The sequence below is a fragment of the Microcoleus sp. CZ3-B2 genome (assembly GCF_036705055.1).
In the GTDB taxonomy this organism is placed as follows: Bacteria; Cyanobacteriota; Cyanobacteriia; order Cyanobacteriales; family Microcoleaceae; genus Microcoleus.
Map to the genome: position 1 here is coordinate 27,422 of NZ_JAUBTN010000044.1, position 26,311 is coordinate 53,732.

A 26,311-nucleotide genomic window follows, 5' to 3' on the forward strand; every position below is an offset into this window, starting at 1 on the left:
TGTTGTTACTCCGTTGCTGCTGTAGATCCTGCCTTACCCTTGATATGCTTCTTCGCGTAAGCTTTAGCTTCATCATCAGCTTTTTTCAACATCTTTTTGAGTTGATCCTCATTGCCAATAATAGCTTTTATTTCTGTCATTAATGGCGTAAACTTATCCCCAATAAAGTCTTGATGCACGATAAATTCCTCAGACATTAATATTTCGATAGCAGCGCTAGCAGCGGCAATTACATCATCTTCATTGAGAGGGTTGTTGGAATTAAGTTTATCGTCAACCTGCAATTTGTCGTAAATTGCTTGCGTCCAACGGAGGTTGCTGGTAATTTCGCCGTCAGCAAATACAACACCAATTAACTCATTTCTGACTCTACCTGTGCGGGTGGTTTGAGCGCCATAGTGCCGCGTTCTGAGGATGTTGTTGAAAACATACAAAAAACTAGCTTCCGTAGGGTCTTTTAGGGTGACAATGCTAGGAAAGAAAATCTGAGGTTTGATGTGGTCTTGCTGATTGATGCGACTGGTTACTTCTCCAACTTTTGAACCAGATTCACCTTTGGATGCCATTGTGCCATTTTCAAAGGGAGCGTTGAGGGTAAAAGTCTCGTGAGATTCGTCAAAAGCGGTAATTGAAAATGCTGTGTCAACTACGACTTTTGATTTCTCTGAACCAGAGTCACCGATCGCAAATCCGTAGATAATGCAATCAGGGTTATTCATGGCAAACTTGACATTATATTCGCAATCTTCAGCGGTCATCAAACCGTAGTTACGCAGCAACTCGCGACCGACTAAACGTTCTGGTGTAGATTGCTTGCGCTTAAACATGGTCAGGCGGCTGATTGGTTTTTGGTCTTGAATTCCTGACCTCACCCGCGCTTTATTCAGTTCTCCATCTGTTTGAAATAGGGGATAAGATTCTGTGACTCGCACAGTCAGAAAATGTACATATTTTCCCATTGGTTTGTAAGGGATGTTAGTGTGGAAAAATTTAGAGTCAACTGTTTTCAAGAAAGTCATGATTTGTGTCCTATGTAAAAATGTTAGTTTTGTTGTTTGCGTGTAGCGGATCGAACAATAACTTCAGCTTTAATCCTCACCTTCTTCCTGAGATACGTCAGGAGATTTGTCATCTCGCGCGCGATTTTCCTTATCATTCTCTAAACGGTAAAGAAATTCGCAGGTATCTCGGATTAGGTTGATTTGGCGACCAGCTAAACGGGCCCGATCGCCTGCAAACGATTTCTCAAATACCTCCTCAACAAAGTAGCGAGCAAACTCTAAAATTGCCTCTCGTTCTTCCTCCCGCTTGCTGAAAATCCAGCGTCCTTCAGCAGTAGAAGAGTGAACGCGATCCATGAGTTTTGAAACTTCCGCAGCAACAGCCAACACTAAAGATTCATTTTGAAAACTGCGATCGGCTTCCAGGATAGTTTTAGAGGTAATATCAATCGGTTTCAGTACAGCATTTGCCTTGGGATTGTATCGCTTATTTGCACGGTAGAATCTGCGATACAAATCCGTGAGTTTTTGGGGGTGGTTTAAGCTTGATGCGGTTGTCACAGTCAATCTATCCTCTTCATGATTATAGTTGGCATAGGAGTCAAAACAAGGGTAAAAATGATAAGCATAAAGCTTGATTTTTTGAATTGATGCCGTTTCATTTTTCTGTTTGCGAACCCATTGATTTAGGTAGCTAAACACATAAAGCGGGCTGGTTTCAAAATCCTTGGCGAGTTCAGTTAATTTACCCCAGTTGGAGTCATAGCCGGACTTCCCCTGTTTCGCATTAACATCAAGGTGAATGGCATAAGCCGCAGTTAAGACATTTAAAGGTGCAGGATAAGATTTGCCGTTTTCCTCCCAACCTTCTAGGATATAGTCGAGGCGGAAGCGATCGCGCTTCGTCAATACCCTAAAAGCTTGGGGTACACTGTCAAGAAATACGGTTTCTTCAAATTCTGCACCGTCGTTAAAAGGCGGAATTGGCGACTCGGAAACTACGGTTTTGACATCTAGAATCATGGGAAAAGCAAAAGCTAGCCAAGCTGGCATTACCCAAGATTCGGTATCAGTTGCATCTCGGCCGGGCGGAAGCGCCATGAAGTAAAATGTTAGGGGTTGGTCTTCGGGATAGGAAAGTTTGAAGGTGCGGTCTTTTCCTGGTTCGATGTTTTCATCTATGAGGAAAGCATCGATGCTTTGGTAGCGATCGCGTCCAAAATTTGCTTGCAAATCCTTGCTGATAAAATGATTGCGAATGCTGGTATCAAAGCGGCTTTGGGCAATGCTAGTGTAGGCTTTTTGCAGAAACTTATTTGTCTCTGGGGTGAAGTAATATGTGGGATAAAAATAGAGATATCGATATTTCCCATCTTCAAATTTTTTGCCCACAGCTTGAGTTTGATTCATTAAAATTTGCCTCAGCATCATTTCCAAACCTGCAATACTAGAAATATTGCGTTTTGCGTTAGAACCTCCCAACATTTGTTTGTTAGTGTAAACTTGAGGCGTGAACAAAACGGCTGATTCCATTTGTTCTGTCACCGTGTAAGCTGAATGGGAAATTGAACAGATTAACTGTCTTCCTCTACCCTGTTTCTTAGCGAGTTGGTAGCGTTCCAACTCATCTAAAAATACGTCACTGGATGCTGTGTCCAATGGTGTCTTTCCCGGTAACATGACAACCCGCGTTACCCACAGCCGCAAATCGTCCCAACCGTCGGGCAATTTGTACTGTGAAAGAATGGGTTTAATCATTTGGGAAATGTGGGCGATCGCCTGTTCGCAAACTTCCCGCACATCCTCAATTCCTGGGTGATGTTCTAGGTACTTTGCTGCTAAATAGTACCATTCGTAAGGAACGCCGCCTGTATTGCCTTTTAGTTTAAGTTCTTTGAGGCTTTCATTAATCCGTTGAATTTCTCTTAGGGCTGGTAGATAGTCGGACAGGTTCCAAAACTTAGCAATTTCATCGACAATATCTAGATGAGTTAGGGCGGGTAGTTTTTTGTCTTTCTTGCGTGCCGCTTCGATGGTATTAACCTGTTCTCCCCAAATCTTGCGACTCACTAAGTCCCCAAGCTCAGCAATCTGATCTATCCGAATATCGTCGTCAAAGTTGAATTTATAATCAGCAGACAAAACATCCTGACGCTGAAATTTTATCAGATTATCGCTGCGACTTTTGGCAACAGAGTTTTTTCCTATTTTGAGAATGCGTAAAGTAGCATCAACAGCAACTAGCATCAACTCTGACGTATCAAAAAACAGGTTATAATACTCGGCATATTTCATGCCTTTACCATCTCTACCAAAACCAGTTTGTCGCCGTTGCAATTGTCCGGCGCAGAGTTGTTTAATCTTGCTAACTACTCGTTTGGGTAAGTCTACAATTGAAATAGCAGGAGCATCCGATCGAGCTAAGTAAATTACACCTGTGGGTAAGTAAAGCAGTGGTTCATAGTAGGTGCGATCCTCGGTATTCAGCGCCGTATGCACTTCCATTAAAGCGTTATTGACGACGTTAGTAAGTACGCCTCTGTTTTCAGCGATGCTGTGATAAGTAAATTTTAATTGCCCGCCGCTGAGGCTGTGGATTAACTCATTGAGTCTGGTATTTTCTGCATCTTGGGGATGTTTGATAATAGATGCTAGGGAATCTGCTAAACAGGTTAAATCTGAGAGACTGCGGAGTGTGCGATCGCGCAAAACTGGATTTAACCCAAATTCTGAAAAATTCCAGTTAGTATCCCAACGCCGTTGAGCGTTGTAAGCAAGGCAGAGCAAGTCGTCAATGTATTCTCGATAAGCATCTGGATCGTCGGGATTGATGAAGCTATCTATTCCTAACTGTCGCACTTTTTCATCAATAATTTGACGGTGCTGTTCTAGCGGTAACTTGCGGCAGTCGTTGGGGACATCGGGGAATTTTTCAAAGTCGTGGAGAATAAATCCAGCAATTACTAACCGCCGTTCTTTTTCTCCCACCGCTCGCCGCACGGTGGTATCGAGTTTTTCTAACCGCTGTTCAATTAAATTAGCGGGAAATAATCCATTTAGTAGGTGAGTATTTAGGGACTGATCGCCTGCATTGTCCCGCCTAACATTCTCTTTTCCTTTTTGCCGATCGAGTTCGTCAAAAAATTTGCCGCCTTTGGCTGTGACGCCAATGGCAACTCGCAGCAGATTTGGCAAGACATATTCTGCGAAATCTGCCATGACGCGATCGCCCGGATTTTGGCTCTGAATGGCTTCTCGCAAGAGTTTGAGGGTTAGTAAGTCGCGAGTTTGAGGTTCGATTGTGCGATCGGACGTTTCAAAGTTTGACCCCAATTCTTCATCTTGCAGCCAGTCATCATCTCCATCATCTGCATTATGCGATCGATCTGAGTTCACATTCACTTGGATATCGAATAATGAGAGTTGTATGTGCTCTTCGTTTTCTGGTTTTTGACGTTTTTTAGCCATTTTGCGCCTCTAGGGAGTCTATATAAGCTGTGATTTGCTAGATCTAAAAAAGATATTTGTGCAAATTTTGTTTGACATGACTGAAGAAGAAGGGGGCTGTGAACTTATTAACTTTCAGCCCCCAAAAATAGTTATGCAGCTAATCTCACGAAGGTTTTGGGTCTCACGTAAGATGGTTGAGGAAATAGATCCAGTTCTAGCTGTTCATACTCGACGCATTGCTGAATTTCCTCGAACTGCTCAGCCTCACCATCAGCAACAGTAGGCTGCTCAGATGTGTAAAGTCGCAGATCGAAGAGTTCCAACTGTATATAGTTCTCCATTTACCGAAACATCCATTGATATTGTTTCTGAATAGAGGCTTTTACTCTCAGAAAGGTATGAATTACGTCAGAAAAGGTTTGAAATGCCGTCCAACGAGTCTCCGTCCTTGTACTCAAGCGCTGAAGCCATCCTTGTTGGATATCGTAGCACAGCATTTATGAATTCAACGTCGGAAGACCATAGGATTTTTATTGTGTCCCCCATCTACTACCAAACCTTGTACAATCATTAAGGAGAACCAGAGGATTTGCCTCTAAAGTGATGGACAGGCTTAAGCAAGCCCTACCAGGGATTGAAACTTCCGACGTTGTAGTCAGGCGTTTACGCCTTCCTGCCCATCCTTGCAAGCTATAGCCTGATATGGACAAAAGCCTGCAAGTCTCCAAAACCCCTATCAGGGCTTGACTTTCTACGCAATCCATATTTCATCCCCCTTACTCTTGAGCCAGTGGGCCAGCGTGTCCACAAGCAGTGCCGATTGCCCAAAGGCGATCGAATAAGGTGCAGTCGTATCGTGGAAACTGTACCGATCGCAAATCGGATAAATCTGAAAGTGCATCGGCAGTCGCAGGCGCGATCGCACTTCAGCCACCGGATAGCGCAGCACATAACAAACCAATGCTTGCTTCTTCAAACGCTTGTTGATTTCCCCGATCCAATAATTCTCAGGTTGCACAACCTCAATCCCCGTCAAAACCTGAACTTTCCAAGCAGCAGCATTTTCCTCTAATTTTCCCGAATAAGTAAATTTCCAATTCAGTCTTTCCTCCCGATAACTACGCAACTTCAAAAAAGCAAGACAATGTTTAAATCGACCTTTGGCAATTGGTTGCCCAAGGCGTTCCGATGTCTCGTTCAACATTCGCATAAATGCAGATTCCGTCATCGGTTCTATTTCCAAATTGCTCAAAATTCCTGGTAAATCGTAAGTTTTAAATTTGTCTGCCTCATGGGAATCGGTTAAATCGCAAATGCCGCATTGCAGGGGACTAGAACCTCGAAAACTGCTAGCATCTTCAACTATTGGATTTCCTGTCTTATTACCCGATCGCTCTTGCCACTCTTTGCCCCACTGTTTAATATTACCGGCCACTTTCCCCAAGCTAGTTTTAAATGCTTTTTGAGCAGCTTCCTGAAAAGCTTTCTGACTTAATGCGTACGGCTGCTTAATTGTCCTGTGTCCTAATTCCCAGCAAAGTTGAACAGACTGTACCGCACCCCAACGCGAGTAATATCCCTCAAAATTGTTGATTTGGCGGTAGTTTTCGCGAATTTGTTGATAGAAAAAAGGACGCTCGTAAATTCCGTTAGACTCTAAAGTGGCAGTCTCACCCGAAAACAAGCGTTCGACTAAGAAATTAGGGGTGAGTGCGATGGCTGTGAAATTTTTAAACTGAATAAATTCTCCATTGCGATCGCACCCATCGTGTCGCCCCAACCTTCCCAATCTTTGGATGAAGTTGCCCGCATCGGCGGATTCAAAAATTAGCAAATTGATTTTGAAGTCTACCCCGACATCAATTGTGCTAGTACCGAGAACTAAGTCTGACGAGAGCGATCGCTCTTTTTCCGTCTTTCCCGACAACCCGGTATTTTCGCCAACAACTAAACCGTGAGGCGCGAACAATTCCCGAAAAAATGGTGTCAGCCGCTTGACGGCAGCAATTGAATTCAGGATAATCGCTCCTTTACTGCCGGGATTGTGTTTAAAGTGAGTCAGGATGAGATTTGCGCTGTCCTTCAGCCAATTTTCAGAAGCTTTTGAAGTTGGTTCTAGGGAAACAAAAGTCAGCGTACTTTCCCTCAATATCTGCCGCCAGGAGTCTGTTTTCAACTGTTCGATTTCCGCAGGGCGATCGGGAAACTGATATTTGCCTGCTTTTAAAGGGTCGATAGTTTGACAGCGAAAACCTGCTGTTTCTAGTCTCTTAATTAATTGCTCGTCAGGAGTTGCTGACAGAAATACAAACTTTTTCCGGCGGTTTGTATTGCGAATTAATAACATGGTATTGATGACGCTGGCAATCTGGGGAGCCGCAAAAACATGAAATTCATCAAAAATGAATAGGTTAAAATCTTTGTCGATGCGACCCCACAGTTTATCGGGGCTATCTTCAGAGCTTAAATACGCTCCTCGGTGCAGATAGTGCAAGATATCAGGGTTAGTTAATAAAATCTCTGATTGACCTGTGCGAGATGCGATCGCGGCTGCTTTTCTCAATCCTTCATTTTCTGCATAGATTTCTAATTCCGAGCCGCTGAGTCGCACCACGCGAGGTTGATGTTTGGGCTGGAATTGTTCGATATAGTGCTTAAATTGAGTCTCCTGATCTCGCGCCAGTTCATTTGTAGGATACAGCCAGATTGCACAACAAAATATCTGCAATGTTTCTAAAGCAGCGGCTAAACTTTTACCGTCGCCAGTCATCGCGGTATTAATAATGACATCAATATTTGGATCACGAATTGCCTTTAAAGTTTCGAGTTGATGCCAAGAAAGTGTCCAACCTTCCGGTAATTTGACTCCCTGGGGAATCTCCGCAGCGGGACAGGAATAAACGGATTTGAGGGTAATTTGGTAGTCGGACATATGCTGAAAGTGTGTCCGTAGAAAGTGGATATTCCCCATATTGACACCGACAATAGAGATAATCAACCCTGTACCAAGATAAAGTGTCCGTACATTTATGAGTCGCAAAGGTCAATCGATCACCCTATCGGTTTCTGAACGAGATAAAACTGAGTTGGAAGCCTTGGCCCAAGAATTCGGGAAGACGTGGGGCGATCGCCCGAACATTTCCAAACTGATAGAAGCGATCGCCCGCCGCCAACTGACGATCGCCCCCAACCACGACTGGCCGCAAACCCGCATCCAAGCCCTAGACATCGCCCGACAGCAATTGCTTGACTTGGGCAAAATTGATGAAGCGCTGGCAATTGCCGAATTGTTGAGTTCTCGCAGCGAACTCACTCTCCCTTTCCGGGCTGAAATCGATCAATTTTTGAGCAACCCCTTACCTGTTTGGCGGCAAAAAATCGACCATTTTATTCACAGACAGCAACCTTTTCGCCTGTCTTACCGGGATGCAAGCGATCGCCTTTGGCATTACACCATCTTGCACGCTCGCATTGTCCCCATTGAAAAGCGACAATATTTAATGTGTCGCTGCGAAGAATCTGAGGGAAATCAAGACGTACCCGAACTCAAACACAACTGGACGCTACTCCTGCATCGCATTGAAGATGCTGCGGTGATTTCGGTCGATCGACCTTGGCTGCCAGATTTAGCCAGGATTCCCGTAGAATTTCATCTATCCGGCAGACTTGCTTTTAATTACAGACGCAAGCAGGAAGATGAGGAAGTCGGCGAAGCAGAAGGCGATCCGCCTATCAGGCGAGTGATTCGGAATATCTCAAATACTTTCTGGTTTTTTCGTGAAATCTCTCCTTATTGGGAAGATTGCGTCATTGTCTCGCCGGATAACGTGCGCGATCGCTTCCAACAAAAACTGATCGCCCTCTGCCGCCAGTACGACATCAAAATCCGCGATTAGAGGACTTGGAAGTACCGAAAAACGCACAGGGGCTCAAGAAACCGGGTTTTTCGTAAAAAACCCGGTTTCTGAGAACCCGCCCACCAGTCCAAAAAAAAGCAGCCCATTATAGGCTGCACATCGAAAAAACCGTTGTTTTGTTAGAGGAGAAAACTTTAAATCGAATTCAAGTCGCCGTTATATCAAGTCTCAGGGACTCCGGCGGGCGATCGGCTGCCAACCAATTTCGCCATCTTTATCTACCGCTGACTCACCCTACATTGCTGCTGAAAGTTCATTCACCATTCTTACCCTGCCTCTGAGCACTGCCCGCAGCAGGCGGTTGACACAGCCTCTATCTTCGTCATTGAGGGACTCGTCCAAGGTAGCGGCCATCAAACCGTAGCGATCGGCTAAAGTTAAAACGCCCGTGTCGCTGACAGAAGCGATGATTTCAGAGATAGCGCCGGGGAGGAGTTGTAAGCAGTTCATGGCAGTGCGGTTGAATTCGATATATTAATCATGCTCTGGTTTCCTCAAAAGATCAGTGATATTAATTAGGTTCCGAAGGTGATTATTTGGGGTGTACGTAAGTGATCCCAGTGGAATGAATTTGTGATGCGAATCACAGCGCCAAAGGTGGCGCGGGCAGTTCCATAGCAGGCTAACCTTTGGTAGGACGCGGGATCGATGGCGTTTCGCTAAAATGATTTAATCTGTCAATCAGTTTAATTTTTACCCCAGTACCGAAAATGCTTGATTTTCTCAATCCCATTTTGGGCCGATCGCCCGATCGCATCAAAGCCAATGTAGAAATTTACACTTGGCAAACCTGTCCCTACTGCATCCGGGCCAAAACCTTGCTGTGGTGGAAAGGCGTAAATTACACCGAATACAAAATAGACGGCGATGAAGCAGCCAGAAATGCAATGGCCCTACGCGCCAACGGAAAGCGCAGCGTGCCCCAAATCTTTATTAACAACCAACACCTCGGCGGCTGCGATGACATTCACAAACTTGATAGAGATGGAGAATTAGATGCCCTACTAGCTCAACCAGCAGTTTAAATAGTGTTCATAATAGGTTCGTAGTGAGAACTTTAGTCCTTAAATGCTTAAATAAAGGACTAAAGTCCTCACTACGAACCTTTAGCAAATTTACCGAGATTGTCTTGCCGCCATTTAGCATCTGTACGCCTGTTTGTGAGCAATTCTAAGACCCGAATCCCGTTATTTGGCAGCGCCAACAATTTTTGTTTTAACTGCTCCCAATCGTCGATTATCTCGTGTTCCACGCCGTAAGTTGCACACAACTGAGCAAAGTTGATATCCTGCGGCGTGGCAAAAAACTCTTCAAAGGGCGGGTCAAATTTGGCAACTGGCAACATTTCAAAAATTCCGCCACCGTTGTTATTAATTAAAACAATTGTCAGATGACCGACAAATTTGTTTTGAATTAAAAAACCGTTTGTATCGTGCAAAAAAGCTAAATCGCCTGTTAGCAATATGCTGCTTTGATTGCGGTGGGCTACTCCCAAAGCTGTTGATAGTGTGCCGTCGATGCCGTTAGCGCCGCGATTGACAAATGGTTTTATTTCTAAGTTGTTCGGCTTCCAGAAAAATTCGACATCTCGCACCGGCATACTGTTAGCAATAAATATCGGTGTTCCAAGCGGCAAAATTTGGGAAAGCAGCCAGGAAACTTTGGGTTCGATTATGTTGTTAATTTCTGATATTTTTTGGTCTATTGTTTGTCTGACTTGGATTTCGGCGTGGCGCCAAAGTTGGAGGTATTCGTTTGATGGCGAGGTTTGAACCCCCCCTAGCCCCCCCTTGGTAAGGGGGGGGACTGGAGAGGTTGGAACTCCCCCTAACCCCAGGGCTGTTTCATTCTCTTGTAGGGGCTGCCCCCCGTGGCTGCCCCGATCTTGAACCCCCCCTAACCCCCCCTTGGTAAGGGGGGGGACTGGAGTTAATTTAGTTCCGAGATTAGTTGCTAGGTTTTCTACGGAGGTTCGCAGGTGAATTGTTTGGCCGTGTAGGGGATCGAAGTTGTGGTGGGCTGGGTCGATTATGTAGCGTTTGGGTTGGGTTTTGTCTAGCCAGTTTCGCAGTTCTTTGCTTGTGGGTAAGTCTCCGATTTGAATGGCGATTTCTGGTCTTAATTTTTCTGCTAGTTCGCGGTTTCGCAGGATTGTATCGTAGGTGGAAATTAGATGGGGGTTGAGTTGGGCGCGGTTTCTTAAGGGCGATAATCCTTCTGCTAAAACTGGCCAGTTTAATAGTTGGGAAATTCGGGCGATCGCACTACAATACTTTTCTGCATCTTGAGGCTGGGCTACTCCTGCAATAATTATCCCTCTGCTACACTTCTGCCATTGTTCCATTGCACTTCCTACTCCCCCCCTTAACAAGGGGGGGCTGGGGGGGGTAGAGGTTTCTGCTACAACAATCGGTTCTAATCCTGCAAAAAAATATTCGATATCAAATTGTGTTTCTAAGGATTGTACCGCCGGATCTGGAACGGGTACCAGCGGATCGCGCAGGGGGATGTTGAGGTGGACGGGGCCGGGAGTTGGAAATTGCGATCGCTCGATCGCATACATTACTGTCTGTCGCAGATAGCCTAGCATTCCTAATTCTGCTGAAGGGATTGCTAATTCGGCTTGCCAGTTGGGATAATTGCCATAGATTTTCACTTGATCTATGGCTTGTCCGGCGTGACAGTCGCGGAGTTCGGGAGGTCTGTCTGCTGTGAAAATTAGCAGCGGAATTCGACTTTCTCTTGCTTCTATTATCGCAGGGAAAAAGTTGGCTGCAGCGGTTCCAGAGGTACAAATTAGTGCGGTTGGTACACCGGATTTTTTGGCTATTCCTAATGCAAAAAAACTTGCCGATCGCTCGTCGAGTATGGGGATAGTTTCTATTTGATTATTTTGGGCGAAGGCTATTGTTAGCGGTGCCGATCGCGAACCAGGACAAATTACGGCTGTTGTTAGTTTCAGTCGCTGCAAAGTCTCGGCTATTATGGAAGCCCAGAGGGTGTTTGTGTTCCGAAAGTCAAGCATTTTGTTGTTTTGGCGATCGATGGTATTTTTATGAGATATAGCCTTTCTCAAGCGCGGTGAGGTATGCCCTATGCCCACGGAGGCCTATGCCCTATGCCCACGGAGGCCTATGCCGGATAGTATTTCATATGAGAGCTTGAAAGGCTATATTCCTAAACTAAAGCATTTAAAAGTGCCTGCAATTTTAGCTGAATTTCTGCTAGTTCTTTTTCGGGTTCCGAACCTGCTACAATACCAGCGCCAGCATAGAGTATAGCGCGAGATCCGTCGATTAATGCCGATCGGATGCCCACGGCAAATTCACCGTTACCGCTGCGATCGATCCAGCCCAGGGCTGCTGCATACAAAGAGCGATCGTAGCTTTCGCAAGCACGAATTTGCTGTAGGGCAATATCCCTCGGCAGGCCTGCCACCGCTGGTGTTGGATGCAGTTGTGCTAAAATTTTTAACAAGTGAATATCTACGGGAATTCGAGCAGTGATTGGTGTCCACAAATGCTGAATATTTGACAGTTTCAGCAGTTTCGGCAGCGGGGAAAAGTCGGGTTTTATACCGAGAGTCAAAAAGCGATCGACTATAAAATCAATCACAACTTGATGTTCTCTAATATCCTTTTCGCTGTTCAGTAAACCTTTGCCTAAATCCGCATCTTCCACCTCTGTTTTTCCCCTTGGCGCAGAACCGGCTAAGGCATATGTTACTAACTGATTGTTGTAAATGCTGATTAACCGTTCGGGACTGGCACCGATAAATTGCTGACCTTTGCCGTTACTGGTGGAAAATACGTAGCAACCTGGATAGGAAAGGCGCAAGTTGTTTAAGGAATCTATTAAATTAAAAGGTGTTGGAGAAATGACATTTATGGCTTGAGACAACACAAGTTTACTGAAATATTTAGAATCGATCGATTCTAAGGCGGATTTTACAGATGTTTTGAATTGAGCCGCATCATTGACAGGGATTTGTTTTAAAGATATTGGAATGTTGCTATTGCTAGTTTTTTTAATATATTTTAGAGAGGCAATTTTGTTAATTTCTAACCAAATATTTTCGGCAATATTTTTAATATTTATATCTCGGCTGATGATGGTATTCGCGACCAGCGTACAGCTATCTTTTAGGCGAGTAATTTGCCATTTTGGTAAAAATATGGTGGCCGGTGGAAAGTAAGAATTGGTGGCGAAATTTTCATCGAAAAAAGCAAAGCTACAAAAAAAGTGAGGCCCGCTGAAGGGCAAGCGTTCTGTACCGATGGTAATTGTTCGAGCAAGACAAGATTGAATAAAATTTTGAGTGAGGGCAAATCGATCGCTTCCCGCTGCTGTGAAATGGATGGTGGAATCTAGGGCGGCGATGGCAAAACTATTGTCTCCAAGAGGGTCTCTTTTTTCAAAATAAAAATTTCTGCCGTCGGGTGCGGCAATTTCTTGCAGTACCGCTAGCGGATCGACGGGGGAAATCTCCTGAGAAATACTAACTATTTTTGTTCGATCTTTTTCTGTTAAAGACTGCTGACAATCTAACAGAAACTTATGCAGTTGATTGCGGTCTTGCAAAATATTAGGGCGGTGCGGTATTACTGTCATGAAATCGAGAATAGCAGATTTGTCAGAAAGAGTGCGGTTTTGTCCCGCTATAACCCAATGCGCGATTGATAAGTCGGCGGTTGAAACCGCTTCTTGTCAAATCAAACGAAGTCCGCCTCCGCGAACTGAAGAAGATAGCGTAATTTTAACCGCCCACTCTTCAACCCCTCTGAGCTCGGGTTTTGTTTGTATAGACGCGGTTTCTAGCGCCCAGTCTTCTGAGCCCAAGCGTAGGGCGCTAGAAACCCTATTTCGATCTAACCACGGTCTGGGTCGATCGCAAAACATGACCTTTCGAGTTTCCCGACAGTTGGGACAGGCTGCGGGCAAAAAACAGACGATCCTGTTCTAGGTCTGCGCCAAAGCGCGATCGACCGAAACATTTAGACATAAAACTTAAGATTGAGCGGCTAAGTCTGGGCTTCGCCTGCGATCGACCCCGCAGAGGTTGACTGGCGGGCATTCTCGGGCGCGCCAGAACCCACAAAGGCGATCGACGGATGCCGGAGGCGCACTCAAGCGGATGGGGAGCAGACATTCTTCACCAATAAAATTGTAAAATTACCAAGCTGCTATCAATTGCATCAAGTTTGTGTAATGACAACAAAGATAATTGAACGTCCAAATAGTAAATTGTGGCTGGCCGCAATCAAGCCGCCTATGTACAGTGTTGCGGTGATTCCTATTTCAGTAGGAACTGCAATAGCTTTTGCCGAAACTAAAACGATTAATTCGTCAATCTTTTCGACATTTTTAATGTCAGCCATTTTAATTATAGCATGGCTGAATCTCAGTAATGATGTATTTGACTCGGAAACAGGCATCGATAAAAATAAAGCGCATTCCGTAGTTAACTTAACCGGAAATAAAGCTTTAGTTTTCTGGATTGCCAATTTATTTTTAGCCGTTGGAGTGTCGGGAATCTGCGCTATTTCCTGGTGGCAAAAAGACCCAACAGTAATTTTGCTAATTGTTTTGTCTTGCGCCCTCGGCTATACCTATCAAGGGCCTCCGTTTCGTTTGGGCTATCAGGGTTTAGGCGAAATAATTTGCTTTTTTACCTTCGGGCCTCTAGCTTTAGCTGCTGCTTATTACAGTCAAACTCAAACTTGGTCTGCGACTAATTTTGCTGCTTCGATAATCGTGGGAATTACTACGAGTATCATCTTATTTTGTTCGCATTTTCATCAAGTTGATGACGATTTGGCGGCGGGGAAAAAATCACCGATTGTCCGGTTGGGTACGAAAAAAGGTGCGCTGTTGTTGCAGTGGTCGTGCGGCAGCATTTATGCTTTGACTGTGCTGTTTGTGGCGTTGCAAATGTTTCCAATTTGGACGCTGTTGATTTTTGGGAGTTTGTTTTTTGCGATCGACCTTTCTGGCCATGTCGCAGAGTATCACGACCAACCGGCAAAGGTCAGCAACTGTAAGTTTATTGCAGTCGCGCTGCATTTTTCGAGCGGATTGCTGCTGGCGCTGGGGTTTGTGTTGTAGTTCGGGCGATCGAGAATTCCGGTAAAATGGAGGTATGGTTTGCTAAGTTGAGGGAGTTGGCGGAGTTGGTAAAGTTGGGCGACTTCTCAAAATCTTCTTTAGTTTAGCAATCCTTACCTCACATTACATCGTAAAAAAAGAGAATTAAATCATGAGTACGCAAACAGAAATTAGCAAAATATTGAGCTTAGAAGAAATTTTTCGCCTATATCCTGATGAGTGGGTGCTCATTGTCAATCCTGAATTAGATGAAGAATTAAACGTGATTCGAGGGGAAGTTTTAGCCCATGCAACAGAACGCGATGAAATTTACAGTAAGCTTTCATTAAGGAAGGGAAAATCTGTCGCAATAGAGTATACTGGCTCGATACCTGATAACATAGCAGTAATGTTGTAACGAAAATGCCAGATTATCAGAAAGTTTACCGTTTGTTGCGTTATGGCCAAAATTTGCTAGCCGTCCAAGCAACTGTTGGCAGTAGAGAAGGTGGCGATTTTGTGCGGGTGCGTTTATTGGTAGATACGGGTTCTAGCTTCACAATATTGCCAGTTCAAGTGTTACAAAATTTGGGTTATGATACTGGCAATCCTTTACGCAGGCAAGAATTAGTTACAGGTCAAGGAAGAATCTACATTCCTGTAATTAACGTATCTTGGTTTAATTGCGTGGGTAAACTAATAGAAAATTTTGACGTAGTTGCCCACGATATACCGCCAAATATCCGCATTGACGGTCTTCTTGGTATGGACTTTCTTACTCGTTTTCAGGCAGTTATTTCTGTTGGCAATGCGGAAATTAGATGTCAGTAAATACGGCACTTATAGTAAGAATTGTACATGGAAAGATTTAACAATTATCAATTTCACTATTCCTTAACTGGCAACATAAATCAGCCAATAATTTTATTATTGCACGGATTTACGGGCAAAAATCAAGATTTTAGCAGCGTTATTTCCTTGCTATCTCACAACTATTGCTGTCTGGCAGTTGACCTTCCCGGTCACGGAAAAACCAGAGTCAGCGGCGACGAAAGTTGCTACAATATGTCAAATACAGCCCAAGCTTTGATAGACTTATTAGATGATTTACAAATAGACAAATGTTTGTTGTTGGGCTATTCAATGGGCGGGCGATTGGCGCTGTACATGACATTACATTTTCCTGAAAGATTCGAGAAAGTCGTGTTAGAGTCAGCTTCTCCGGGATTGAAGAGTGAAAAAGAGCGATCGCACAGACTGCAATCCGATTTACAACTAGCACACAAACTCGAAAATAGCAACATTAAAGATTTTATTTTAAACTGGTACGATCGCCCTTTATTCAAATCCTTAAAAAAATTTCCCAAATTCGACCAACTCATCGAAAGCCGCTTAGCAAACAATCCCTTAGAAGTAGCCAAATCTCTCCGCAACCTGGGAATCGGCAACCAACCATCTCTTTGGGAAAAACTAACACAAAATCAAATCCCCATCCTCTTGCTAGCGGGAGAATATGATGAAAAATTTCAAGCTATCAATGCAGAAATTGCTAGCTTTTGTCCGGCCGCGAATCTAGCAGTTATACCAAAAGCAGGTCACAATATCCATTTTGAAAACATTGATAAGTTTGTGGAAGTTGTGAGACAATTTTATGATTAATAAAAGTTGCGCACATTCTTCTCGTAGGGTGCGCACTGCGCACATTCTTTAGATGTATGTAACAACCTGCACATTTTGTGATTCTCTGGTGCGCAATGCACACCCTACAATTGATAAATCGAGACGATTTTATGATTAACTAAAAGTAAATGCTATATAAATTCGAGTTTCGCACCTATCAGCGAAAATTTAAGCGCCCGCTGCGAACAAGTCACGGCATTTGGGATATTCGAGAAGGAATTATTCTGCGACTTATTGATGAAAAAAATCGCATTGGTTGGGGAGAAATTGCCCCTTTAAGTTGGTTTGGTTCGGAAAGTGTTGAGCAAGCTTTAGATTTTTGTCACCAGTTACCTGCTAATATTTCATCAGAGATGATTTTTGCGATTTCTGCTGAATTACCAGCTTGTCAATTTGGCTTTGAGTCAGCACTATCAAACGAGCAAAATCCACCCCCCCCAACCCCCCCTTGCCAAGGGGGGGAGAAAAGCGAAGATTTAAGTCGGTACAGCGGTTTATTGCCTGCTGGTGACACAGCTTTGCAGGTTTTACCGATGCTTTGGTTGGAGGGACATCGCACGTTTAAATGGAAAATTGGTGTTGCTGCAATTGAACAAGAATTAAAGATTTTTCAGCAGCTAATTGAATCAATGCACGATTTGGCCGATCGCCAAACAGCACTTTTACGCTTAGATGCTAATGGGGGACTCACCTATTCCGAGGCCCAAAAATGGCTGGAAGCTTGCGACAAAGTAAAAGCAACTCCCGACTTGGCGGCAGATATTGAATTTTTGGAACAGCCGCTGCCGATCGCCCAGTTTCAGGAAATGGTAGAATTGAATGCTATTTATGCCACGGATCTCGCCCTAGACGAATCCGCAGCCAACCTCGATCGCATCCAAGAATGCTACAGCCAAGGTTGGCAGGGAATTTTCGTCATTAAACCTGCGATTTGCGGTTTTCCATCCCAACTGCGAAACTTTTGTCAAACTCACAATATAGACGCAGTTTTCTCATCAGTATTTGAAACCAAAATCGGGAGACAAGCCGCCTTAAATTTAGCAACAGAATTGTCTATAAATAATAGAGCCCTAGGCTTCGGTACCGATAGCTGGTTCGACGACAATCAAGACACTTGGTTAAAGCATCTATGGCAAAAAAATTCACAGTAAATATCCTGAATCTACCCTTTGAATTGCCAAATAATTGGCTTGTCGGTTGTGACAGCGGCGAATTTGCCCGAATAGTCGATCGGCAATTTCAACAAATCACCAAAAATCCCGCCCCAAAAATACCCCCAAAAATTTGCATCGCAGAATCAGAACCCCTGCAATTTCTTGCCAGTTTCATCAGCGCCCGCGCCGCCAAATGCCCAATTTTTCTCTGCAATCCCAACTGGGTAAAACAAGAATGGGAACAAGTCTTTGATTTAGTCGAACCCGACCTAATTTTAGGACAAAATGCTGAGTTAAAAAAAATATTTCCCTCTCTTACAGTCCGCGAAGGCGGACTTCGTTTGTATAGCCGCGAATTCCATTCGCCGGGATTCAATTCACCCGAATTCAATTCACCCGAATTCAATTCACCCGAATTCCATTCGCCCGGATTCAATTCACCGACTAAAAACGGTTTTGATAACATCATGATTCCCACCGGCGGTTCATCGGGAAAAATCCGTTTTGCCATCCACACTTGGGAAACACTAACCGCATCAGTCCAAGGTTTTCAAGAATATTTTCAACTTGAAAAAATTAACTCGTTCTGCGTTTTGCCATTATACCACGTCAGCGGTTTCATGCAGTTTGTGCGATCGTTTACGACGGTTGGCAAACTGGTCATCCAGCCGTTCAAAGCCCTAGAATCCGGCGAAAAAGCCGATATTGAACCCGAAGAATTTTTCATTTCCTTAGTTCCAACTCAACTGCAACGGCTGCTGCAAAGCCCAGATACAGCTAATTGGTTGTCTCGGTTTCGTGCCGTACTTTTGGGCGGTGCTCCCGCTTGGCCGGAACTTTTAGCAACAGCTAGAAACCATCAAATCAAACTAGCACCCTGTTACGGCATGACAGAAACCGCTTCACAAATTGCTACACTCAAACCCGAAGATTTTCTCGCGGGCAATAACAGTTCCGGTCAAGTTTTACCCCACGCCAAAATAACAATTCGCAGTCCCCAGGGTGAGATTTTGTGCTACAATCAAATTGGCAAGATTGCGGTAAACGCTAAATCTTTGGCGTTGGGTTATTATCCTGAAAAATTTGGCGACCGCGAATATTTTCAATTAGACGATTTGGGATTTATCGATCGCAATAACTGTTTAAATATTGTCGGACGCAGCAGCGACAAAATTATCACCGGCGGAGAAAACGTATTTCCGGCCCAAGTCGAAGCCGCAATTAAGAATACTAATTTAGTTGCCGATGTTGCTGTAATTGGCTTGCCAGACAAAGATTGGGGTCAAGTCGTGACAGCGATTTATGTTCCCGCTAATTCCGAAGTTACTGTCAAAAATCTGCAAGCGGCAATAGAAGATAAGTTGAGCAAGTTTAAGCGACCGAAATATTGGGTAATCGTCGCACAATTGCCGCGCAATTCTCAAGGCAAAATCAATCGAGAACAATTGCAAGAAATTGGGCTCAAATATCAATAATTATTAGGCGCAATCAATGCAGAAGGCAGAATTTTTCATGCTTATTTCTGACTCCAGACAACAGTGAACAGTCAACAGACAACAGTCAACAGACAACAGACAACTGACTAATTACGACAAATCTAACAGCCTTCTCTTCCTCTCAGCTTCCTGCCTTTGAACATCCACAAACTTCAACATTCGGTAAAGTACCTCTATTTGTGGCAACTTAACACCTGCTTGTTGGGCCACCCGCATCGGATTGCCAAAAATCGCCTCTACTTCCAGCGGCCGCGATTCATCGTAATCGATTTTCATGCTGGTGCGGTAAGGCTTCATTTTGTGAGTGTGTTCGAGCATATCTGCGATAAAACTATCGGGAATAATCCGATCGCAACTTTTAGCCGCCGCTATCACTTCCGCCATAATTTCCTCAACCAAAATTAAAGTATCGGGATTAGCCATCAGTTCGTCAGTTCTCGCATTTAAAATCACAGAAAGCCCGTTATAAGGAATATTCCAAACCAGCTTTTTCCACCTCGATAATAGTAAATCTTCGCTCATTTCTATGGGAATCTCAGCCCGTTGAAAATCCTCAGCAATTTGGTGCAATCTGTCAGTAATACCGATAGCCTTGTAGTCTTGGGCATATTCGCCCAAGGTAATAGTACCGTAATCGAGGTGGGAGACATGACCGGGCCCAATTTTATAAGAACAGAGAAAACACAGCCCACCAATTACTCTTTCTGCACCGACAATTTTAGCAATTTTTGGTTCCGCATTTAGTCCGTTTTGTAATACTAAAACAACGCCGTTATCCTTTAATAAAAGAGGCAATATTTTAGACAACAAGTGATTTTGAGTTGTTTTCAGCGCTACAATTACTACGTCGCACTGAGGCATTGTGCGCGCGTCGTGGTAGGCGCGGACTTGCGGGAGGGTGAAGTCGCCTTCGGGAGACTCGATTATCAAACCCTGTTTTTTGACGGTTTGGTAATCGCTACGCAGCAAAAAATTCACTTCTAAACCTGCTTTTTCCAGTTTAGCACCGTAGAATCCGCCTACAGCTCCCGTACCGATGATGGCATAATTGCGATTTGTCATAAGAAGAAGTCATTAGTCATTGGTCATTAGTCATTAGTCATTAGTCATTTTAGCCGCTCGCGAAGCCGAAGGCTAGTCATCAGTCATCAGGAAGAATGCTTAGAATTTCTCGTTTTTGATTGGTCTGTATTTTATGTTTAAGTAAGTGGAACTACTTAATATAAACAAGTTAGAAGAACTTTTAAACTAAACAGAAATTTAACTGTCATTTCCTGCTATTATATAAAATATTGAATTCAACTAAAATCTTAACTCTCAAATTGCCTCAACCACTGGATTAAGTCTTCAGATAGCTGTTTTCTAGTTCGCGTCACTGCATCAATGCAGACGTGCTTAGTAAGAGCTTTAGCCGCGCTTTTTCCTGCAACTTCCCCAGAAAATACTTGATAGACAATTTCAAATTCATCGCCAGCTATTTGTTTCGGCGTTAGTTGAATTATCAGCCGATCGCCCGCAAACATAGGACGATAAAAATCTACAGTAGCATGAATTACGGGCAAAGCTGCCTCCCGATTGCTAAAAAACGCTTTGAGATTGATTCCAGATGCTGCTAGAGATGCCTCGTAAGCTTCGTGGCACACCGCCAAAACGTTGGCAAAGTAAACGACTCCAGCAGCATCGGTATCTTGGAAGCGAACAGTGCGGTTGTAAGTGAAAGGCATTTCAAGCTGTTTTGAGTTGTGAGTTTCGATGAAAAAATCTTGTCTTTTTTGAACAAAACTTAACCAGGGCTGGTCGAAACCCGGTTTCTACGAAAAATACACGAAGAAACCGGGTTTTTCAAGTCAGGATGCGTCCCGGATTGTTTAAGTCAAAACTCCTAAGTTTTTGATCTTTTCCTTCTTTCTTAACCTTTGTTCTTAATCAACATCACGTCTATAATCTTGAGTGCAACATCTTCGGAAAGCCCCAATGCACTGTAAAGGTCGTTCAAAAGTTGTTCTTCTTCTTCTGAAACTTCGCCATCTGCTAAAGCGATGTCAGTTGTTACAGCAAAAACTGTTTCTTTAAGTTCGTCGGGAAGTGTTGCCAAAGCCGCATTAAACAGTACCTCGACTCCTTGTCGTTGCAGGATCATGAGCAGCCGTTCGAGCATTTTTCTCATCACGTCATCGGGATAGCTGCGGAACAGTTGCATCCGAGATAGCGTCATGCTAATCGCTTTACTTTCGCTGTCATTGATGTAACCGTCGGCTGCTACAGCAATTAGGGCGATCGCCGCAAATGCTTCGGCAGGCCCTAACGTTACGTCCGTTTGTTGGCGAGTCTGCGATATTTTGTCAAATAAACCCATGAGATTTTCCTCATTATTTAGTGGTGGATTCATGGAGTCCCGACGGGTTCGGACTCTGGAGCTTTTTGCGGAAGTTTAGCCAATCATATCAAATTTTGTCAGTTATTTATTATCAAGAAAATTATGAAAAAATTAAGATTTTTCATTTCACCAGGCGGCGCTCGTCGGGCGGGTTGATTCAGAGCCTGAATTGCCTCGCATATCTCAGCAACAACCCGCCCTTCGAGTACAGACGATCTACTTGTCAAAAAGTGCTAAATCTGCTTTCAGGAAATCAACAAACTGCCGCGCACTCCTGCCCGATCGCCCGTTGCGACGAGTTGCCCATTCCTTAGCCCGGTGCTCCAAATCTTCAGCAGCGAGCTGAATTCCAGCAAGTTTGGCCAGATGTCGGACAATGCTTAAATAAGTGTTTTGATCCGCCGGTTCAAAAGTTAAAGTCAAGCCAAAGCGATCGCTAAATGAGAGTTTTTCCTGCACCGTATCCCAAGCGTGAATTTCATCTCCGTCGCGGGGGCGAGGCCTGTCATCAAAAAACTCTCGAATTAAATGTCTGCGGTTAGATGTGGCATAAACTACCACATTTTGAGAGCGCGCGGTGACATTTCCTTCTAAAACCACTTTCAAGGATTTAAAAGCATCATCATCTTCCTCAAAAGAAAGGTCATCGACAAAGATAATAAACTTTTGAGGAACTCCCCGCAACTTGTCAACAATTAGCGGCAAATCTTGCAAATCCGATTTAGATACTTCAATCAACCGCAAATTGCGAGATCCAAATTCATTTAGCAGCGACTTCACTAAAGAAGACTTACCAGAACCGCGACTCCCGTAGAGCAAGACGTGCAAAGCGGGATAACCCGCCAGCAAAAACTCCGTATTTTTCACCAGAGCATCGCGCTGCCAATCGCAGCAAACCAACTCTTTCAAATTTATGCGATCGGGATGCGAAATACCCGCCAACTGCCCGGAACGCCAGCTAAAAGCGCGATATTCGGCAAATAAACCAGTACCAAACTTTCGGTAATATTCTGCCAAAGATTCCGCAGCAGCAGACCATTTTTCCAGTTGTCCGTACAGGGGTTTATCGCCCGGTTCTGCTACAGTTTCGGAATGCCAAATCGGAGGCACTACGTCAAGTTGACCCGCTACCCGCACCCACTTGCTCAACTGTTCGCTGCTGCATTCGTAAATATTTTGCAGCACTTGTAAATCGTGTCGGGCGGCTTCTACCAAAGCGGGCGGCAAACTCGCAAAATCTGTTTGTTGAGCCTTGCGAGAAAAGGGATTTTCGTCTTTGAGAATTTCCCAAATCAGAGCATCTTTCCAACTCAGATTTTGAGCGGCCTGAACTTTGAACCAGTTGCCGTAAGCCACCTGACAGTCTAAACCGCTGACTTCGCTGTGGTGGAGAGCTTGCAGCAAGTCGAGAAAGGCTTGAGCTGTGGGGCTTGTGAGGACTGATTGATACAGCAGCAGGGATGCTGCTTGGCGTTGGAGGTAACGGATTTGGGCGATCGCACCAGAGGTTAGGGCTGACATAAGGGCAATTGTATAACAGTTAGATATCTTGACTGGGTTTAATAAATTTTCTAACAATTTGTGACCGCAATCGCAGCTATCGCTGTATAAACTTAGATGCACTTGTGAAATTTGGGGCATTAAAAATGAATTTAGGTACAACAGCGGCGATCGGCTACGGCGTTTTGACACTGATTGGCGGCATCATAGGTTACATCAAGGCCAAAAGCCAAGCCTCACTGATTTCGGGCCTGATTAGCGGTTCGCTGCTAATTTTTGCTGGCAGCGCCCAACTCATGGGACAAAGTTGGGGTTTAACATTAGCAGCAGCCATCTCTGCTGTTTTAGTAGTAGTCTTTATTTTACGGCTGGTCAAAACTCGCAAGTTCATGCCGGCTGGAATGCTGATTTTAGCTAGTTTGGCATCTTTGGGCGCGATCGTTTACGAAATCGGCGGTCAATATCAATAATCTGTTAATTGTTGATTGTTGACTGTTGACTGTTGACTGTTGACTGTTGACTGTTAACTGTTGTTAGTGGTTATTTGTTAATTATTAGTTGTTCGTTCTAATAACCAATAACCAATAACCAATAACTACTAACCAATAACCAATAACCAATAACCAATAACCAATAACCAATAACTACTAACCAATAACCAATAACCAATAACCAATAACTACTAACCAATAACCAATAACCAATAACCAATAACCAATAACTACTAACCAATAACTACTAACCAATAACCAATAACCAATAACCAATAACCAATAACCACTAACCAATAACCAATAACTACTAACCAATGACTAATGACTAATGACTAATGACTAATGACTAATGACTGCTTCAATATACTGCTCAATTTTCTTGAGTTGCTGTCGCTGGTATTCCATCCAATCTTTTTCCGCCACTCGCTCTTGGACTGTTTCTTGCTGGTACCGAGCCTGCTTTTCTAAAAAATTATTGTAGAACATTATCGTTTTTTCAACTGTGTGAATTGCCAGTTTCACGCGCTCCTCAAAAATTTCTAATATCAAATCATCTACGAGCGATCCAATTACCTTACAAGACTCTTCAAAATCGTTCAAACTGATTCCCAATTTACTTTTATGAACCAGAGTTTCTACAGGCTCTTTCAGCGTTTCTTTAAAATTTTTCGCATAAGACTCCGGTAAATATTTTAGAGGTTCTGTAAACTTCGACACAATCTCGCCACCTATTGATTGCAGTCGCTCTCTAAATCTCAATTGACTGTGGAGGTCGAAGCATTCTATACAAGATTCAATCTTTTCGATATCAATCGACTGTAATTCTTTAAAAATTAAATTAAGTTCATTTTCGACAATCAAAACCACTCGTTCCGCCTGGTAATTGACTTCACTCCGCAACTCTTTGTGCAAATTATCTTGTTCAAAAAAACCGATAGTATCTCTTTGAAACACTTGATAATTTTTGTCCCACAAAAACCACTGATTTTTTAACTTGGTAGTTTTGTCGCTCCACGCTTTGCGAGCTTTAACAACAGCATCATATTTGCCCTGTTTTCCTAAACTGCGAATTCTTACATCGCATCCGCTTAGTTCGCCAATTTGCTCCCATACCTCAACAGGAGATGCTTCAGCAATTCTGGGCTTGCTATTCCAGACATCTTCCGCCTGAGATATATCTTTGAAACATACTTCAAGTAACTTCTTGAGTCTGAGGGCAGACTGCTTCATTTCGTCAACGCAGTGTTCCACATCTAAGTTGAGGTGCGTAGCTGACTGTTTAATCTCCACGGATTTATATTCGTCTGCCAACAATCGATCGCTAAACTGGGTAATAGCCTGAAATACCTTGAGATATTCATTCATTTCCTTTTCTTCCTCATTTCCCTAAATAGCATACAATACAGAACATCTGCTTTTTTGAATACAAACTGAGTCACACCATTTTAGATTTTATATTTTAGTTTTTAGAATTGGAAATGGGGAATGACAGATGACCTAACGGTTTGGAACACGGGCTTCATCAGTTGTATTCTTTTTTTAAACTGGTGTCACAATATGGATTATCTGTTCACCCCTGAAACTCAGGATCGACTCAATACAGGCGGCCTGATACAGCCTGCTGCCAAAACAGGAAAATTGCTCCCCGCAGCTAGAGATCCGGTGACGGGGGAGTTTGTCGAGATTGCCAAAGTTTTTTATCCATCAACAACTGCAACTCTATCCGATCGCGGAGTTTTAGGATTGCTCGCACAGTTAGCCGGAGGCGGGCCCGTGCAGCCGCTGGTAGCTCCCGTGTACGTGACTGTGGCACCGTTGCAGCTTGCTCAAACTCATCAGGGATTTCAAAAAATATACAGAATGCTTAACTGTCTAAAAATTAATTTGGCGGTGATGCAAGCAACTGTTGCTGTGATTGGTATTGGGGCTGTCTCGAATACGGTTTTGTCAGCAGTAAACTTCGACCAAGTATTAAAAATTAGAGAAGAGGCCAAGCACCAAAAGTTAAAAATTAAAGACGGATTTATCGATCTCAGACACATCCTCAAGGAGCGGGGAGTTGAGGTGATCCAGCAGATTTTTCAGGTGGCTCACGACTCTAATTTTGCAATGCACCGTCAGAAACTGGTTAACGGTTATGATATTTTTTCTAAGGCTGTCAAACGCTGTCAGTCTGCTTTGACATTGCCCGATATTAAACTTCGGAATTCCGAAATTAGTGGCGGGCGGGATATGCTGTTTGAGGCTTTAAATATTTATGAGCGTCCTAGTTTGTTGGAGGGGCTGTCTTCTGCCGGACAGATCCGGCAAATGGAATGTGTTTGGGCGATCGAGCAGGCGATCGGGCTCACCTTTGAGTTGCAGCGGGCCTACGATAGGGCGAGCGATCGCCTCCTAGGACTGCAATCAAAAATTCGTCTAGACCTTCTAACTGTTGTTAAAGGATGTCAATCGGAATCAGAACTAAATTTTTTATTTCCCGAAGTTACTAGGATTTTGGGTCACGATTTAAGTGTAATAGAATTTTGGCAAAATGAGGTTGATTGGATGCAAACTTTGTCTCCCAAAGAGCAGCACCAGTTAGCTAGTTTAGATCGGCTCAGCGGTGATGATTTAAAAACCTACGTACACACTGCCTTCGCGGCATTAGCTGCGGAACCCGCAGTTTATGATAATTTAAAGCAAAAGTCTCACTTCCTATCCTTGCGCGACCAATTAGCCTTCGCTGTGAAGCCAGAAATCCGCCGGGGATACGAATTGTATGTCAGCCAGCGGGCGATCGCCACTGGCTATCAAGCTTTAGCTGGCTCGAACTTGCAAGAAATATCTGATTTAACTGTGGCGAACCTCTACTACTTTTTTAAAGTCCGAGAGGACTCAACTGAAAATTCTCCTAGTGAGGAGGAATTAGAAACACCTGCTTGGCACTTTCCCAAATCATTAGAAAATGAGCTTAATTACTGCAATTAAATGAGAGGCGATCCGTAGCAGCGCTAGCGCAATTATCTGTTTAACTGGTTCCCAGACTCCAGCCTGGGAACTGAGATATAGAGGCTGTGCTTCCCTTAAAAAAATAGAGGCGACAGCAAAACATGACTAATGACTAATGACTAATGACTAATGACTAATGACTAATGACTAATGACTAATGACTAATG

The 26,311-nt window shown here is 43.8% G+C and carries 24 protein-coding genes; 10 read left to right on the plus strand and 14 right to left on the minus strand.

The annotated features are described in order from the left end of the window. Positions 1–5: 5 nt before the first annotated feature. The 4 genes from cas7d to cas3 all read right to left on the minus strand — a co-directional run bounded on the left by cas7d (position 6) and on the right by cas3 (position 7,383). A complete protein-coding gene (gene cas7d, locus QUA97_RS18965) occupies positions 6–1,019 on the minus strand; it encodes a type I-D CRISPR-associated protein Cas7/Csc2 (protein WP_333195565.1) in 1,014 nt (337 codons plus the stop codon). Between the two features lie 69 nt (positions 1,020–1,088). After that, entirely contained in the window at positions 1,089–4,469 is a 3,381-nt protein-coding gene (cas10d, locus tag QUA97_RS18970; protein WP_333195566.1) for a type I-D CRISPR-associated protein Cas10d/Csc3, read from the minus strand. 131 nt (positions 4,470–4,600) lie between these two features. Continuing rightward, positions 4,601–4,792 (minus strand): hypothetical protein, encoded by a 192-nt coding sequence (locus QUA97_RS18975; RefSeq protein WP_333195567.1) that lies wholly within the window; start codon positions 4,790–4,792, stop codon positions 4,601–4,603. A gap of 410 nt (positions 4,793–5,202) precedes the next feature. Further along, positions 5,203–7,383, minus strand: a complete 2,181-nt coding sequence (gene cas3, locus QUA97_RS18980; protein WP_333195568.1) for a type I-D CRISPR-associated helicase Cas3' — start codon at positions 7,381–7,383, stop codon at positions 5,203–5,205. A 97-nt stretch (positions 7,384–7,480) separates the two neighbouring features. On the opposite strand from cas3, the gene QUA97_RS18985 reads away from it, so the two are divergent. Beyond that, entirely contained in the window at positions 7,481–8,347 is an 867-nt protein-coding gene (locus QUA97_RS18985) for a WYL domain-containing protein (RefSeq protein ID WP_333195569.1), read from the plus strand. 255 nt (positions 8,348–8,602) lie between these two features. Here the strand turns inward: QUA97_RS18985 and QUA97_RS18990 are convergent, their stop codons facing one another. Continuing rightward, positions 8,603–8,818, minus strand: a complete 216-nt coding sequence (locus QUA97_RS18990; protein ID WP_194012571.1) for a hypothetical protein — start codon at positions 8,816–8,818, stop codon at positions 8,603–8,605. Positions 8,819–9,078: 260 nt separating this feature from the next. On the opposite strand from QUA97_RS18990, the gene grxC reads away from it, so the two are divergent. Next, entirely contained in the window at positions 9,079–9,393 is a 315-nt protein-coding gene (grxC, locus tag QUA97_RS18995) for a glutaredoxin 3 (protein ID WP_194070265.1), read from the plus strand. A gap of 71 nt (positions 9,394–9,464) precedes the next feature. Here grxC and menD read toward each other — a convergent pair whose 3' ends face one another. The 4 genes from menD to QUA97_RS19015 all read right to left on the minus strand — a co-directional run bounded on the left by menD (position 9,465) and on the right by QUA97_RS19015 (position 13,746). After that, positions 9,465–11,393 (minus strand): 2-succinyl-5-enolpyruvyl-6-hydroxy-3-cyclohexene-1-carboxylic-acid synthase, encoded by a 1,929-nt coding sequence (gene menD, locus QUA97_RS19000; RefSeq protein WP_333195570.1) that lies wholly within the window; start codon positions 11,391–11,393, stop codon positions 9,465–9,467. A gap of 152 nt (positions 11,394–11,545) precedes the next feature. Continuing rightward, positions 11,546–12,979 carry an isochorismate synthase gene (locus tag QUA97_RS19005; RefSeq protein WP_333195571.1) on the minus strand — a complete coding sequence of 478 codons (1,434 nt, stop codon included), beginning with the start codon at positions 12,977–12,979 and terminating at the stop codon, positions 11,546–11,548. Between the two features lie 247 nt (positions 12,980–13,226). After that, positions 13,227–13,517 (minus strand): hypothetical protein, encoded by a 291-nt coding sequence (locus tag QUA97_RS19010; protein WP_333116101.1) that lies wholly within the window; start codon positions 13,515–13,517, stop codon positions 13,227–13,229. Between the two features lie 46 nt (positions 13,518–13,563). After that, on the minus strand, positions 13,564–13,746 hold the full coding sequence (locus tag QUA97_RS19015; protein WP_333116213.1) for a hypothetical protein: 183 nt from the start codon (positions 13,744–13,746) through the stop codon (positions 13,564–13,566). On the opposite strand from QUA97_RS19015, the gene menA reads away from it, so the two are divergent. From menA to QUA97_RS19045, 6 genes are all read left to right on the plus strand, one after another. Then, positions 13,664–14,473 carry a 2-carboxy-1,4-naphthoquinone phytyltransferase gene (menA, locus tag QUA97_RS19020; protein ID WP_333116211.1) on the plus strand — a complete coding sequence of 270 codons (810 nt, stop codon included), beginning with the start codon at positions 13,664–13,666 and terminating at the stop codon, positions 14,471–14,473. The two genes, QUA97_RS19015 and menA, sit on opposite strands and share 83 nt — an antisense overlap. A 151-nt stretch (positions 14,474–14,624) precedes the next feature. Beyond that, positions 14,625–14,870, plus strand: coding sequence for a hypothetical protein (locus tag QUA97_RS19025; protein WP_333195572.1), 246 nt, complete (start codon positions 14,625–14,627; stop codon positions 14,868–14,870). Between the two features lie 5 nt (positions 14,871–14,875). Further along, positions 14,876–15,283 carry a retropepsin-like aspartic protease family protein gene (locus tag QUA97_RS19030; protein WP_333195573.1) on the plus strand — a complete coding sequence of 136 codons (408 nt, stop codon included), beginning with the start codon at positions 14,876–14,878 and terminating at the stop codon, positions 15,281–15,283. Between the two features lie 27 nt (positions 15,284–15,310). Next, positions 15,311–16,111 (plus strand): 2-succinyl-6-hydroxy-2,4-cyclohexadiene-1-carboxylate synthase, encoded by an 801-nt coding sequence (gene menH, locus QUA97_RS19035; RefSeq protein ID WP_333195574.1) that lies wholly within the window; start codon positions 15,311–15,313, stop codon positions 16,109–16,111. A gap of 149 nt (positions 16,112–16,260) precedes the next feature. Next, positions 16,261–17,283: an o-succinylbenzoate synthase gene (locus tag QUA97_RS19040; RefSeq protein ID WP_333195575.1), complete on the plus strand. Its 1,023-nt coding sequence runs from the start codon at positions 16,261–16,263 to the stop codon at positions 17,281–17,283. Continuing rightward, the gene (locus QUA97_RS19045) at positions 17,262–18,761 is read left to right on the plus strand and encodes a 2-succinylbenzoate--CoA ligase (protein ID WP_333195576.1); all 1,500 of its coding nucleotides are present in this window, start codon (positions 17,262–17,264) and stop codon (positions 18,759–18,761) included. The genes QUA97_RS19040 and QUA97_RS19045 overlap by 22 nt, the downstream gene beginning before the upstream one ends. A gap of 111 nt (positions 18,762–18,872) precedes the next feature. Here the strand turns inward: QUA97_RS19045 and QUA97_RS19050 are convergent, their stop codons facing one another. The 4 genes from QUA97_RS19050 to QUA97_RS19065 form a co-directional block, all read right to left on the minus strand. After that, positions 18,873–19,844 (minus strand): putative 2-dehydropantoate 2-reductase, encoded by a 972-nt coding sequence (locus QUA97_RS19050; RefSeq protein WP_194070569.1) that lies wholly within the window; start codon positions 19,842–19,844, stop codon positions 18,873–18,875. A gap of 248 nt (positions 19,845–20,092) precedes the next feature. After that, complete coding sequence (locus QUA97_RS19055) at positions 20,093–20,506, minus strand: acyl-CoA thioesterase (RefSeq protein ID WP_194070568.1); 414 nt, start codon at positions 20,504–20,506, stop codon at positions 20,093–20,095. Between the two features lie 185 nt (positions 20,507–20,691). Continuing rightward, positions 20,692–21,138 (minus strand): tellurite resistance TerB family protein, encoded by a 447-nt coding sequence (locus QUA97_RS19060; protein ID WP_194070567.1) that lies wholly within the window; start codon positions 21,136–21,138, stop codon positions 20,692–20,694. 237 nt (positions 21,139–21,375) lie between these two features. Beyond that, positions 21,376–22,680, minus strand: a complete 1,305-nt coding sequence (locus QUA97_RS19065; protein ID WP_194070566.1) for an ATP-binding protein — start codon at positions 22,678–22,680, stop codon at positions 21,376–21,378. A 125-nt stretch (positions 22,681–22,805) separates the two neighbouring features. Here QUA97_RS19065 and QUA97_RS19070 point away from each other — a divergent pair, with 125 nt between their 5' ends. After that, complete coding sequence (locus QUA97_RS19070) at positions 22,806–23,129, plus strand: TMEM14 family protein (protein WP_194070565.1); 324 nt, start codon at positions 22,806–22,808, stop codon at positions 23,127–23,129. Positions 23,130–23,492: 363 nt separating this feature from the next. On the opposite strand, the gene QUA97_RS19075 is transcribed toward QUA97_RS19070, so the two are convergent. Continuing rightward, positions 23,493–24,518 (minus strand): hypothetical protein, encoded by a 1,026-nt coding sequence (locus QUA97_RS19075; RefSeq protein WP_333195577.1) that lies wholly within the window; start codon positions 24,516–24,518, stop codon positions 23,493–23,495. A 120-nt stretch (positions 24,519–24,638) separates the two neighbouring features. Here QUA97_RS19075 and QUA97_RS19080 point away from each other — a divergent pair, with 120 nt between their 5' ends. Beyond that, positions 24,639–26,123 (plus strand): hypothetical protein, encoded by a 1,485-nt coding sequence (locus tag QUA97_RS19080; protein WP_228050301.1) that lies wholly within the window; start codon positions 24,639–24,641, stop codon positions 26,121–26,123. Positions 26,124–26,311 lie beyond the last annotated feature (188 nt).

What these genes read in the sequence shown, in the direction of transcription:
- cas7d (WP_333195565.1), bottom strand. Translation starts at nt 1,019, where the DNA reads ATGACTTTCTTGAAAACAGTTGACTCTAAATTTTTCCACACTAACATC.
- cas10d (WP_333195566.1), bottom strand. Translation starts at nt 4,469, where the DNA reads ATGGCTAAAAAACGTCAAAAACCAGAAAACGAAGAGCACATACAACTC.
- QUA97_RS18975 (WP_333195567.1), bottom strand. Translation starts at nt 4,792, where the DNA reads ATGGAGAACTATATACAGTTGGAACTCTTCGATCTGCGACTTTACACA.
- cas3 (WP_333195568.1), bottom strand. Translation starts at nt 7,383, where the DNA reads ATGTCCGACTACCAAATTACCCTCAAATCCGTTTATTCCTGTCCCGCT.
- QUA97_RS18985 (WP_333195569.1), top strand. Translation starts at nt 7,481, where the DNA reads ATGAGTCGCAAAGGTCAATCGATCACCCTATCGGTTTCTGAACGAGAT.
- QUA97_RS18990 (WP_194012571.1), bottom strand. Translation starts at nt 8,818, where the DNA reads ATGAACTGCTTACAACTCCTCCCCGGCGCTATCTCTGAAATCATCGCT.
- grxC (WP_194070265.1), top strand. Translation starts at nt 9,079, where the DNA reads ATGCTTGATTTTCTCAATCCCATTTTGGGCCGATCGCCCGATCGCATC.
- menD (WP_333195570.1), bottom strand. Translation starts at nt 11,393, where the DNA reads ATGCTTGACTTTCGGAACACAAACACCCTCTGGGCTTCCATAATAGCC.
- QUA97_RS19005 (WP_333195571.1), bottom strand. Translation starts at nt 12,979, where the DNA reads ATGACAGTAATACCGCACCGCCCTAATATTTTGCAAGACCGCAATCAA.
- QUA97_RS19010 (WP_333116101.1), bottom strand. Translation starts at nt 13,517, where the DNA reads ATGTCTGCTCCCCATCCGCTTGAGTGCGCCTCCGGCATCCGTCGATCG.
- QUA97_RS19015 (WP_333116213.1), bottom strand. Translation starts at nt 13,746, where the DNA reads ATGGCTGACATTAAAAATGTCGAAAAGATTGACGAATTAATCGTTTTA.
- QUA97_RS19025 (WP_333195572.1), top strand. Translation starts at nt 14,625, where the DNA reads ATGAGTACGCAAACAGAAATTAGCAAAATATTGAGCTTAGAAGAAATT.
- QUA97_RS19030 (WP_333195573.1), top strand. Translation starts at nt 14,876, where the DNA reads ATGCCAGATTATCAGAAAGTTTACCGTTTGTTGCGTTATGGCCAAAAT.
- menH (WP_333195574.1), top strand. Translation starts at nt 15,311, where the DNA reads ATGGAAAGATTTAACAATTATCAATTTCACTATTCCTTAACTGGCAAC.
- QUA97_RS19040 (WP_333195575.1), top strand. Translation starts at nt 16,261, where the DNA reads ATGCTATATAAATTCGAGTTTCGCACCTATCAGCGAAAATTTAAGCGC.
- QUA97_RS19045 (WP_333195576.1), top strand. Translation starts at nt 17,262, where the DNA reads ATGGCAAAAAAATTCACAGTAAATATCCTGAATCTACCCTTTGAATTG.
- QUA97_RS19050 (WP_194070569.1), bottom strand. Translation starts at nt 19,844, where the DNA reads ATGACAAATCGCAATTATGCCATCATCGGTACGGGAGCTGTAGGCGGA.
- QUA97_RS19055 (WP_194070568.1), bottom strand. Translation starts at nt 20,506, where the DNA reads ATGCCTTTCACTTACAACCGCACTGTTCGCTTCCAAGATACCGATGCT.
- QUA97_RS19060 (WP_194070567.1), bottom strand. Translation starts at nt 21,138, where the DNA reads ATGGGTTTATTTGACAAAATATCGCAGACTCGCCAACAAACGGACGTA.
- QUA97_RS19065 (WP_194070566.1), bottom strand. Translation starts at nt 22,680, where the DNA reads ATGTCAGCCCTAACCTCTGGTGCGATCGCCCAAATCCGTTACCTCCAA.
- QUA97_RS19070 (WP_194070565.1), top strand. Translation starts at nt 22,806, where the DNA reads ATGAATTTAGGTACAACAGCGGCGATCGGCTACGGCGTTTTGACACTG.
- QUA97_RS19075 (WP_333195577.1), bottom strand. Translation starts at nt 24,518, where the DNA reads ATGAATGAATATCTCAAGGTATTTCAGGCTATTACCCAGTTTAGCGAT.
- QUA97_RS19080 (WP_228050301.1), top strand. Translation starts at nt 24,639, where the DNA reads ATGACAGATGACCTAACGGTTTGGAACACGGGCTTCATCAGTTGTATT.